Annotated in this window: 11 protein-coding genes; 7 read left to right on the forward strand and 4 right to left on the reverse strand. The window is 64.3% G+C overall.

Going from position 1 to position 10,251, the window contains the following annotated elements:
- Together JHD07_RS22210 and JHD07_RS22215 are read left to right on the forward strand one after the other, a co-directional pair.
- The coding region (locus tag JHD07_RS22210; protein ID WP_291625794.1) for a LysR family transcriptional regulator at positions 1–854 on the forward strand (854 nt) is incomplete at its 5' end.
- Positions 855–1,072: 218 nt separating this feature from the next.
- A complete protein-coding gene (locus JHD07_RS22215) occupies positions 1,073–1,900 on the forward strand; it encodes an HD domain-containing protein (protein WP_291625796.1) in 828 nt (275 codons plus the stop codon).
- 61 nt (positions 1,901–1,961) lie between these two features.
- Here the strand turns inward: JHD07_RS22215 and JHD07_RS22220 are convergent, their stop codons facing one another.
- Both JHD07_RS22220 and JHD07_RS22225 read right to left on the reverse strand, forming a co-directional pair.
- On the reverse strand, positions 1,962–3,497 hold the full coding sequence (locus tag JHD07_RS22220) for a cryptochrome/photolyase family protein (protein ID WP_291625797.1): 1,536 nt from the start codon (positions 3,495–3,497) through the stop codon (positions 1,962–1,964).
- Between the two features lie 125 nt (positions 3,498–3,622).
- Positions 3,623–3,955, reverse strand: a complete 333-nt coding sequence (locus tag JHD07_RS22225; protein ID WP_291625798.1) for a hypothetical protein — start codon at positions 3,953–3,955, stop codon at positions 3,623–3,625.
- Between the two features lie 97 nt (positions 3,956–4,052).
- Between JHD07_RS22225 and JHD07_RS22230 the strand changes: the two genes are divergently transcribed.
- The 5 genes from JHD07_RS22230 to JHD07_RS22250 all read left to right on the forward strand — a co-directional run bounded on the left by JHD07_RS22230 (position 4,053) and on the right by JHD07_RS22250 (position 9,347).
- A complete protein-coding gene (locus tag JHD07_RS22230; protein ID WP_291625800.1) occupies positions 4,053–4,943 on the forward strand; it encodes an alpha/beta hydrolase in 891 nt (296 codons plus the stop codon).
- Between the two features lie 262 nt (positions 4,944–5,205).
- A complete protein-coding gene (gene folE, locus JHD07_RS22235; RefSeq protein WP_291625802.1) occupies positions 5,206–5,829 on the forward strand; it encodes a GTP cyclohydrolase I FolE in 624 nt (207 codons plus the stop codon).
- 143 nt (positions 5,830–5,972) lie between these two features.
- Positions 5,973–6,548: an HdeD family acid-resistance protein gene (locus JHD07_RS22240; protein ID WP_291625804.1), complete on the forward strand. Its 576-nt coding sequence runs from the start codon at positions 5,973–5,975 to the stop codon at positions 6,546–6,548.
- Positions 6,549–6,685: 137 nt separating this feature from the next.
- Positions 6,686–7,891, forward strand: a complete 1,206-nt coding sequence (locus tag JHD07_RS22245) for an ABC transporter substrate-binding protein (RefSeq protein ID WP_291625806.1) — start codon at positions 6,686–6,688, stop codon at positions 7,889–7,891.
- Between the two features lie 238 nt (positions 7,892–8,129).
- Positions 8,130–9,347, forward strand: a complete 1,218-nt coding sequence (locus tag JHD07_RS22250) for an acyl-CoA dehydrogenase family protein (RefSeq protein WP_291625808.1) — start codon at positions 8,130–8,132, stop codon at positions 9,345–9,347.
- A 124-nt stretch (positions 9,348–9,471) separates the two neighbouring features.
- Here the strand turns inward: JHD07_RS22250 and JHD07_RS22255 are convergent, their stop codons facing one another.
- Together JHD07_RS22255 and JHD07_RS22260 are read right to left on the reverse strand one after the other, a co-directional pair.
- Entirely contained in the window at positions 9,472–10,014 is a 543-nt protein-coding gene (locus JHD07_RS22255) for a hypothetical protein (protein ID WP_291625810.1), read from the reverse strand.
- A partial coding sequence (locus tag JHD07_RS22260; protein WP_291625811.1) for a hypothetical protein occupies positions 10,007–10,251 on the reverse strand: 245 nt, incomplete at its 5' end. The genes JHD07_RS22255 and JHD07_RS22260, both read right to left, overlap by 8 nt.

Genomic DNA, 10,251 nt, shown 5'->3' on the forward strand with positions numbered 1-10,251 from the left:
GATACGCTGCGGCCTATTCGTTCAAGTATTCGCCCCGGCCAGGCACGCCGGCGGTGGCGCAGCTCGTGCGCGATCTCGAGGCCGAGTTTGCGGTTGCGCTGTTCGACCGCCATGCCCAGACGCTGATCGCGACGCCGCTGTGCCGGCGGCTCTACGCCGCAACGAGCCGCATGCAGGCAGTCGAGGCGGATGCGCTGGCCATCCTGCAGCAGCGTGACGAGCTCACGGGAGGTGAGCTTCGCATCGGGCTCGGCAACGCCATGCCGGGCATGGCGCTGATCGCGGCGTTCCGCAATCTCTATCCGAAGATCCAGATCAACATCGAGATCGGCAGCTGGTCGGCGATCATGGCCGCCGTGATCGACCAGCGCGTCGACGTCGCCGTGTTGCCGGAGGTGCCGCAGGACAATCGCTTCCGGCGCGAGCCTTGCGTCCAGCAGCGCGTCGTTGCGATCTGCCATCCCGTTCACGACCTCAGCCGTCAGGCACGGATCTCCATCGCGAGCCTGACGCAATATCCGCTGGTGTTTCGGACCCGGGATTCCGCGACCCAGCGCGCCGTGGACAGGGCGTTTCGCGCCGTCAACCTGCGTGCCAATCCGGCGATCATCGTCAACACCCGCGAGGGGATGCTGGAGGCCGTCGCCAACCGGCTTGGTGTCGGCTTTGTCTGGGAGCACGGCTCGAGCCGCATCGACCGGATCGCGAAGGTGGCGATCGCGGAAATCGACACGGAGTCGCCCGAATACATATTTTCGCTGTCCGGCAAGCGCGGCAAGCTGGTCGAGCTGTTCTATCTGGCCAGAAGCCTCTCGCGTCCGGTCGACGGAGCCGACATCCTGGCGGCCCCCTGAAGCGGCGGCAGCGCCGGAGCCTCCCCGGCTTCTTCGGTTGTGCTGGAATGTGACGGCAACTGTGATGTTGCGCAGCGGGACGGGCAAGATAACAGGGAATTTTTGCCCCGGAGTTTGGTGACCCGGGCCAAGATGAGCTATGCTTCAGACTGCGTCGAGGAGAAGAATGAGACGTCGGGAGATGGCATGGGACACCGGCGGCGGACGGGGCTGCATCCATGATAACCTTACCCAGACTGGCGGCTGAATCGCTGGAGCAGTTCCTCGGCAAGTTCATGCGCCGCCGGTACGATGAGACTTCCGCAAACATCGTCGAGAGCGCGACCCGCACCGCGATGGAATGCATCGGCAACAGCGATGCGCTCTACCACAATATCGAGCATACGATGCTGGTGACGCTGGCCGCCCAGGCGATCCTCGGCGGGCGAAGCCTTCATACCCATCTGTCGGCTGAGGACTATGTGCATGTCCTGATCGCCTGCCTCGCCCACGACATCGGCTATGTGCGCGGGCTGTTCGAGGAGGATGACGCCGACGGCTTCGTCATCGATGCGGCCGACACCAAGATCTCGTTGCAGCGCGGCGCGTCGGATGCGAGCCTGATGATGTACCACGTCGATCGTTCGAAACTGTACGTGACCCGGCGGCTGCGGCATATCCCCGGAGTCGATCCGGAGCGCGTTGCGCGCGCCATCGAGGGGACGCGCTTTCCGGCGCGTGAGGGCCAGGAATACGACGACGAGGCCTCGATCCTGCGCGCCGCCGACTTCATCGGCCAGCTCGGCGATCCCAACTATCTGCGCAAGGCCAACGCGCTTTATTACGAGTTCGAGGAAGTCGGCATCAACCGCCAGCTCGGCTACGACTCGCCCGCCGACATCGTGAACCGCTATCCGCAATTCTACTGGAACAGCGTCGCACCGCACATCCAGACCGAAATCGGTTATCTCAACAAGACCGAGATCGGCCGCCAATGGATCGCCAACCTCTACAGCAACGTGTTCCGCGCCGAGCGCGACATTTCGCTGTCCGGTCCGCAGAAATAGGGTCTTTGCTCTCGACAGGCGGGCCGCAGGCACCGATGCAGGCTGCCACGTGCTGATCGCTTCATACCACGCTGTTGGTGATCGCCTGCGCCTGGCGCCGGATCGCCCGCAGCTCCGCGACATCCTTGCGGGCCAGATTGATGTACTGGTGCTTCATCCGGCCGTTGGCTGCGAACCGAGCGCGGTGCTTGTCCAGAAAATTCCAGTACAGCGTTGTGAAGGGGCAGGCGTCCTCACCGACCGCTTGCCTGGGGTCGAAGCGGCAGCGCCGGCAATGATCGCTCATGCGGTTGATATAGTTGCCCGAGGCCGCGTATGGCTTGGTGCCGACGACGCCGCCATCGCCATGCTGGCTCATGCCGAGCGTATTCGGCAGGGAGACCCAATCGACGGCGTCCCAGAACATCGACATGTGCCATCGGTGCACGTCGTAAGGCCTAACCCCCAGCAGGAGGGCGAACAGCCCCAGCACCATCAGCCGCTCGATGTGATGAGCGTAGGCGTGTTCGATGGTGTGGCGGATGGCCTCGGCGAGACAGCGCATGTCCGTATGGCCCGTCCAGTAGAACTTCGGCATCGGCAAATCAGCATCGAGCGCGTTCTCCTCCGCATAATGCGGCATGCGCTGCCAATAGATGCCGCGCACGAACTCCCGCCATCCGATGATCTGGCGTGTAAATCCCTCCAATGCGTTTAGCGGCGCGTGCTTGTTTCCTAGCGCGGCTCGGATGACCTCCAATGGACGCAGCTGGTGCAGGTTCAACGGTCCCGACAGGACCGAGTGGAACAGGAAGGGTTGACCGGACCGCATCGCGTCCTGGTAGGTGCCGAACAGTGGAAGCCGTTCGGCGATGAAGTCGTCGAGTTGCACCAGTGCCTCCTTGCGCGTGACCGGCAGGTCGAAATCCCCGATCTTGCCGGGACTGTCGGCGAAGCGCTCTTCGACCAGCCGCAGCACGCCTGTCGTGATCTCGTCCGGAGCGCAGGACGGACGGGGCGGGATCGGCGGGGCGTTCTTGCCGAACGCCTTGCGGTTCTCCGCGTCGAAGTTCCAGGCGCCGCCGACAGGTCGTCCCTCGCGGTCCATCAGCAGGCCAGTCTTGCGTCGCATCGCGCGGTAGAATGTTTCCAGCACCGGACGAGGGTGCTGCTCGCAGAAGGTGGCAAACTCCTCCCGCGAGCACAGAAAATGACGGTCGGCGCGCATCTCGGGCGCTTCGGGCAGGCGGCGCAGCTTCTCGGCCACGCGCCAGTCGCCAGGCTCGAGCACGATGGTGCGCGATGGCCTGAGTTCGCGCTGGGCCCGGGCGATCTCGGTTTCGAAACGCCCGGTGTTCATGGGATCGTCCAGCGCGACATAACGGACACGGCGGTCGCGCGCGACGAGCTCGTCTCGGAAGTGCCGCATCGATGCCAGGAAATAGGCGATGCGCCTTTTGTGCTGGGGGATGTACGAGGTCTCCTCCATCACCTCCATCTGGAGAACGACATCGCTGGCTGGGTCGAAACCATCGAATGCGGCGCTGTCGGCATCGAGCTGATCACCAAGGACCAGCACGAGGTGTCTGATGTTCTCGGGTGTGCGCGTTTGGTCCACCAGGGGCTCGCGGATTGGGACTGCACAGCAACCCTCGACAGCCCGCTCTCAGGGAGTTGCCGTTCGAGGTCCGTCATGTGTGAACGACCGCCACGCGTGCCCGGATCACCGGCTGGACTGGTCGATCAAATCTCTCGGGCGTGCAGCTGCCACAGCTCGTAGACGCCGTCCCAGTCCGGAATCTCGTCACAGGCGTAGCCAAACACCCGACCGGTTCCGAGCGTCCGGAAGTTTTTCATCGCCCGCAGATGCGCCCCGCTCGCGACGAACCGGCGCATGCTGAGCACATCCGACCATGCCGTCATGGTGTGGTAGACACCTGCGCGCACTCTACCGGCTGTGAGCAGGTTTCCCGGTGCGCGCCGCGCCTGCGCGAAGGTTTGCACGGTCCTGACCCAGAACGCCGGAAGCTGAATGACTCCTTTCGGGCGAAACCCCGTCATCGAGACGTAGACCATGCCGGCCCCTCGCTTCGTTGCGTGGTTCTGGAACGGGTCCAGCGAGGGATTGGATCACGTCGCCGCGCGGTCTATGCTCAGAAGCCGAGGTACCAGCATGCGACAACATTCAGTAACCACCGACGTCCTCGACATCGCCTATCGCGAATACGGCGCCCCCGACGGCTGGCCCTGCATCCTCGGCCACGGCTTTCCCTACGACGTGAACGCCTACGCCGAAGCCGCGCCGATCCTTGCCGAGGCCGGCGCGCGCGTGCTGGTGCCCTGGCTGCGCGGCTACGGACCGACGCGGTTCAGGTCAGGGTCGACCTTGCGCTCCGGCGAGCAGGCGGCGCTCGGCGCCGATCTCCTCGCGTTCATGGACGCACTCGGGATCGCGCGCGCGGTCGTCGGCGGCTATGATTGGGGCGGGCGTGCGGCCTGCGTGGTCGCGGCGCTCCATCCGGATCGCGTGGTCGGTCTCGTCTCCGGCAATTCCTACAACATCCAGAACATCGCCCGAGCCATGGAACCGGCCTCGCCGCCGGAGGAGGCGGCACTCTGGTATCAATATCTCTTCCACAACGAGCGCGGCCGCCGTGCGCTGGAGCGCAACCGCCGCGGCTTTGCCCGCCAGCTCTGGACGATGTGGTCGCCGAAATGGACGTTCGACGACGCGACGTTCGAGACCAGCGCCATATCCTTCGACAACCCTGATTTCGTCGATGTCGTGATCCACTCCTACCGCCACCGCTACGCGCTGGTGGCGGGCGATCCCGCCTATGCGGAAATCGAGGCAAGGCTCGCCGAACAGCCGCAGATCCGTGTCCCGACCATCGCAATCGACGGCGACAGCGACGGCGTCAATTCAGGCACCGCCCATCATGCGCGCAAGTTCGACGGATTTTTCGAGCGGCGCGTCTTCACCGGTACCGGTCATAATTTGCCGCAGGAACGGCCGGCCGAATGGGCGCAAGCCGTGATCGACGTCCGCAAGGCGGCTGCGTAGCCAGTCAACTCATCTTGAACAGCCAGTCCAACTCCTCATCCTGAGGGCCCGCGCAGCGGGCGTCTCGAAGGATGAAGGCCCCTATGTCGCAGCCGGGCCTGCATGGTTCGAGACGCGCTTCGCGCTCTCACCATGAGGGTAATAGACCAGGAGCGACGCCCGCGTTTCCGATTTTTCGTCCTTGCGGGAACCTTTTCCAATCGCAGCCGTCCAAGCTGTGGGGCCCCGTCAGGATGCGGGCTCGTGGGAGGGGAGAATTCCGATGAAGTCGCGCGTGCGCAAGCTGGAACGTGTCGCGGTGGCGCAGGCGCCGGTCGAACGGCCCGACCGGGCGGAGGTCGAGCAGGCGGTCCGGACCATGATCCGCTGGGCCGGTGAAGATCCCGCGCGCGACGGCCTGCGCGAGACGCCGGACCGGGTGGCACGGGCCTTCCAGGAGTACTTTTCCGGATACGCGCAGGATCCGACCGAGATCCTGCAAAAGACCTTCGAGGAGATCGAGGGCTATGACGAGATGATTGTCCTGCGCGGCGTCCGCTTCGAAAGCCATTGCGAGCACCACATGGCGCCGATCGTCGGCCGCGCCTGGGTCGCCTATATCCCGCAAGGGCGCGTCGTCGGCATTTCCAAGCTTGCGCGCGTGGTGGACGTCTACGCCAAACGCCTCCAGATCCAGGAGAAGATGACCGCGCAGATCGCCAACACCATCAACGACGTGCTCAAGCCCGAAGGCGTCGGCGTCATCATCAAGGCGACGCATCACTGCATGACCACGCGCGGCGCGCACAAGCCCGGTACCGATCTCGTCACCAGCCGCATGCTCGGTGTGTTCCGCGACAACGCGCTGACGCGCCAGGAACTGCTGGGGCTTGCCAATTCGGATTGACCTGTGCTCGGCGCCGACCCGCGGCATTCGATCTTGATTTACGTCAAGGTTGCGGCAGGCGAGGTCTGATCTGCTGGCTGTAGTCCCCGTCAGATGCGTGCTATCATGGCGTGTGCCCGGGGGCTCGCATGCAGGAGTGGCCCATGACAACTGCGTCAGATACGTCTCATCCGTCCAGTCTCGGCTCGGGTATCACTGCGCTCCACGCCAAATGGGGCTGGATCGTCGCGCTCGGCGTCGTCTACCTGATTGCCGGCTTCGTCGCGCTCGGCAGCATGGTGATGGCAACGGTGGCGAGCGTGATCGTCGTCGGCGCGATGATGATCGTCGCCGGCGTCACCGAGGTGATCGGCGCATTCCAGATGAAGAGCTGGGGAAAATTCCTGATCTGGGCCTTGCTCGGCGTGCTCTACATCGTCGCCGGCTTCCTCACCTTCGAGAACCCGCTGTTCGCCGCGGTTCTGCTCACGCTGTTCCTCGGCGCCTCGCTGCTGGCCTCCGGCGCGGTCAGGCTGTTTCTCGCCTTCAGCATGAAGCGCGAAAGCCCGTGGGTCTGGGTGGCGGTGTCGGCCGTCGTCACGCTGCTGCTCGGGCTGCTGATCCTGGTGCGCTGGCCGGTGAACAGCGTCTACATCCTCGGCCTGTTCCTCGGCATCGACCTGATCATGGCCGGTGCTGGATGGGTCAGCTTGGGCTTGGCCCTGAAGCGGCGGCACTAAAGCGTGCGCGGCGTGTGCCGGGCCATCAGCAACTCGACGCAAGACCATCGCGATGAACTCCGCTGATCTGACGCGCTGACAAGAAGCAGCGCGCCGTGCAGTCATTTTGCCGCGGCGACAATCATCGGGGAGAAACCATGAGAGCCGCCCTGGCCGCAGCGCTGGCTGCCGCCTGCCTGTCCATGCCTGCATTTGCGCAAAAATCCTACGGCCCCGGTGTCAGCGACACCGAGATCAAGATCGGCAACACCATGCCCTATAGCGGGCCGGCCTCGCCGCTCAGCATCACGGGGCGGGTCATCGCCGCTTATTTCGACGAGGTCAACGAAAAGGGCGGTGTCAATGGCCGCAAGCTCAATCTGATCTCGCTGGACGATGCCTTCTCGCCGCCCAAGACCATGGAGGCGGCTCGGCGCCTCGTCGAGAGCGAAGGCGTCGCCTTCATCTTCGCCACCATGGGCACCGCGCCAAGCTCGGCGATCGCGAAATATCTCAACAGCAACAAGGTGCCGCAGATCTTCCTGATCAGCTCGGCCTCGAAATGGAACGATCCCGCCAACATGCCGTGGTCGATCGCCTTGCCCTGGGCGCCGAACTACACCAGCGAAGCCGCGATCGACGTGGCCTACGCGCGCGCCAAGAACCCGAATGCGCGTTTTGCGGTGCTCTACCAGAACGACGACGCCGGCAAGGAATATCTGCGCGGCGTCAAGGAAGCGCTCGGCGCCGACGCCGACAAGGCGATCGCGATGGCCTCGAGCTTCGAGGTCGCCGATCCCACAGTGGACTCCCAGGTGCTGACGCTCGCCAACACCAAGGCCGACGTCTTCCTGATCTATTCGGTGACGCCGCGCGCCTGCGCGCAGGCGATCCGAAAAGCCCATGAGGTCGGCTGGCAGCCGACGCGCTTCATCGCATCCGGCTGTGCCAACAAGGCCACGGTGATGGTGCCGGCCGGGCTCGATGCCGGCAAGGGCGTGCTTTCACTCGGCTCGCTCAAGCCGTTCGTGGCCGAGCCGAAGAACGATCCGGCGATGTCGGCCTATATCGATTTCATGAAGCGGCGCCTGCCCAATGCCGACGTCAACAACGTCGCCGGCCTCTACGGCTACACCGTTGCCGAGGCACTCGTGGTGCTGCTGAAGCAGTGCAAGGACAATCTGACGCGCGAGAACATCATGGCGCAGGCGGCCAATTTGAAGAACGTGCCGCTGTCGCTCCTGATGCCCGGCATCACGCTGAACACCACGCCGCAGGATTTCCGCCCGATCAAGGACGGCTACATGCTCCAGTTCGACGGCAATGACTGGGTGATCGCGAGCGAGCTGTTGCGCGGGACGTGAGGGGATTGTGTCGCTATCGCCGTCGATGAGGGCGCGCATCCTTCGAGACGCCCGCTTCGCGGGCTCCTCAGGATGAGGGCGGAGTGCGCGGCGGCAGCTTCAATGGGGCAGGTTCAACAGGCGCGAACGCCGCTGAGCCTCACCCTGAGGAGACCGCGAAGCGGTCGTCTCGAAGGGCGAGGCGTGCGCTCCGTCGACCGCCACGTGCGATTTCCTTCGGCTCCAACAGGAGACCATCATGGACTTTCACCACTCCGCCCGTTCGCTGGAACTGCAGGATCGCGTTCGCCAGTTCATGCGCGTGCATGTCGAGCCGGTCGAGGAGCTCTATTACGAGCAGGTGAAGCCGGAAGCTTCACGCTACAAGACGCCGCCCGTGCTCCAGGACCTGAAGAAGCTCGCGCGCGAGCAGGGGCTCTGGAACCTGTTTCTATCAGGCGAGCACGGCCCCGGCCTCACAAACCTCGACTACGCGCCCGTGAAGGAGATCATGGGCCGCATCCTCTGGGCGCCCGAAGTGTTCAACTGCTCGGCACCCGACGTCGGCAACATGGAGGTGCTTAGCCATTACGGCACCAGGGCGCAGCAGGAACGCTGGCTGAAGCCGCTGCTGGAAGGGCGCATCCGCTCCGGCTTCTCGATGACGGAGCCGCAGGTCGCCTCCAGCGACGCCACCAACATCCAGTGCGCCATCACGCGCGACGGCGACGACTACGTCATCAACGGCCGCAAATGGTTCACGTCAGGGGCGATGAACGAGGATTGCGAGATCCTCATCGTGATGGGCAAGACCGCGCCCGATGATCCCGACCGTCACCGCCAGCAATCCATGATCCTGGTGCCCAAGGATACGCCCGGCGTGCGCATCGTCCGCGACATGCTCACTTACGGCTATGACGATGCGCCCGTCGGGCACCCCGAGATCGTCTACGAAAACGTCCGCGTGCCCGCCGAGAACATCCTGCTCGGCGAAGGCCGCGGCTTCGAGATCGCGCAAGGCCGGCTCGGGCCCGGCCGCATCCACCATTGCATGCGGCTGATCGGCTGCGCCCAGCGCGCGCTGGAATTGATGTGCCAGCGCGCGGTGTCGCGCACCGCCTTCGGCAAGCCGCTGGCCGAGCAGGGCTCGGTGCGCGAGGACATCGCGCACTCCTTCTGCGAGATCGCGCAGGCGCGCCTGCTCACGCTGCAGGCCGCCGACAAGATGGACCGCGAGGGCAACAAGGCCGCGCGCGACCTGATCGCCGCCGCCAAGATCGTGGTGCCCAGCATGGCCGCCCGCGTCATCGACCGCGCCATCCAGATCCACGGCGCCGCCGGCGTTTCGCAGGACACGTTTCTCGCGCGCGCCTATGTCTACGCCCGCTTCATCCGCATCGGCGACGGCCCGGACCAGGTGCATCTGGCCGCGGTCGGGAAGGAGCTGATCAAGCGGGGCGGAGTGATGGGCTCGTAGCATTCGTTGTGGTCCAGCGCGCCGTGAGATTGGGATCAATCGTGACCGCGGTTCAAGCATGAGCATGAAGCGGGAGAGGTGAACAACCCACCGCGCAATCGATTCAACGTAAAGCCGTTCCGCTTTAGACGAACAGAATCCGCTCCGTCTTTACGATCCGATCGTCGTCCTCGATATCGATGATCCCCAGCGAGATGAGCCCATCGAGTCCCTTCTCGAATTCGGCTGAAGTCAGCCCGCTTCGCGACAGCATCGTGCTTTTCGACACCGCGGCAGCTGGATCGGACCACAGAATGAGCACGAGAGAAGCCTCGCGCTCGCCAAGTTCAACGACTGCGTTTTCGACGAGCGACTTCAACGCCCTGAGCAGCCCCACCGCGATCCCGAGCTTGCTTGTGCTTGCCAATCCGCCGGCGATGCTCAGGCCTGCATCGAAGAGCAGCTTGTGCCAGTTCAGAACCCAGTTCCGCAGCCTCGCACTGAGGACCTTCTTGGTGCCGCGCTCTTTTCCTGCGGTGACAACGATGCGCTCGAACGCCAGCTTGGCAGCTGGTGCGTCCGGCTCGTCCGCGTGACCGAGGATGAGGCTTCGGACGTCGTCCGCGGCGCCCTCGCGGCTCAGTTCAGCATCGAGCTGGGAGGCGCTTTCGATGGCTGAGTCACTCATCTCTGGCTCCGTGTTGGTCGAGAGGCGGCAGCAACTCGGTGAACTCGAACTGGAGGCGAACGGTCGGAAATCCAGGCATGTCGAAATGGGCGCTCAATTCGGAAACCGCCGGCTCCTCCAACGACCACACTTCGGGTGGGAAAAGCGGAAAAGAAACCCAATTCTCCAACGCTTCTCGAGCGGCAGGGCCGAGCACGCCACCCAGGCAAGCGAGTCGCAGTTCATCCGTGCAGACTT

Origin of the sequence: Bradyrhizobium sp. (assembly GCF_016462955.1) — a bacterium.
GTDB lineage: Bacteria > Pseudomonadota > Alphaproteobacteria > Rhizobiales > Xanthobacteraceae > Bradyrhizobium.

Excerpts from the sequence above, each read along its gene's own strand:
- JHD07_RS22215 (WP_291625796.1), top strand. The coding sequence starts at position 1,073 with ATGATAACCTTACCCAGACTGGCGGCTGAATCGCTGGAGCAGTTCCTC.
- JHD07_RS22225 (WP_291625798.1), bottom strand. The coding sequence starts at position 3,955 with ATGGTCTACGTCTCGATGACGGGGTTTCGCCCGAAAGGAGTCATTCAG.
- JHD07_RS22230 (WP_291625800.1), top strand. The coding sequence starts at position 4,053 with ATGCGACAACATTCAGTAACCACCGACGTCCTCGACATCGCCTATCGC.
- folE (WP_291625802.1), top strand. The coding sequence starts at position 5,206 with ATGAAGTCGCGCGTGCGCAAGCTGGAACGTGTCGCGGTGGCGCAGGCG.
- JHD07_RS22240 (WP_291625804.1), top strand. The coding sequence starts at position 5,973 with ATGACAACTGCGTCAGATACGTCTCATCCGTCCAGTCTCGGCTCGGGT.
- JHD07_RS22245 (WP_291625806.1), top strand. The coding sequence starts at position 6,686 with ATGAGAGCCGCCCTGGCCGCAGCGCTGGCTGCCGCCTGCCTGTCCATG.
- JHD07_RS22250 (WP_291625808.1), top strand. The coding sequence starts at position 8,130 with ATGGACTTTCACCACTCCGCCCGTTCGCTGGAACTGCAGGATCGCGTT.
- JHD07_RS22255 (WP_291625810.1), bottom strand. The coding sequence starts at position 10,014 with ATGAGTGACTCAGCCATCGAAAGCGCCTCCCAGCTCGATGCTGAACTG.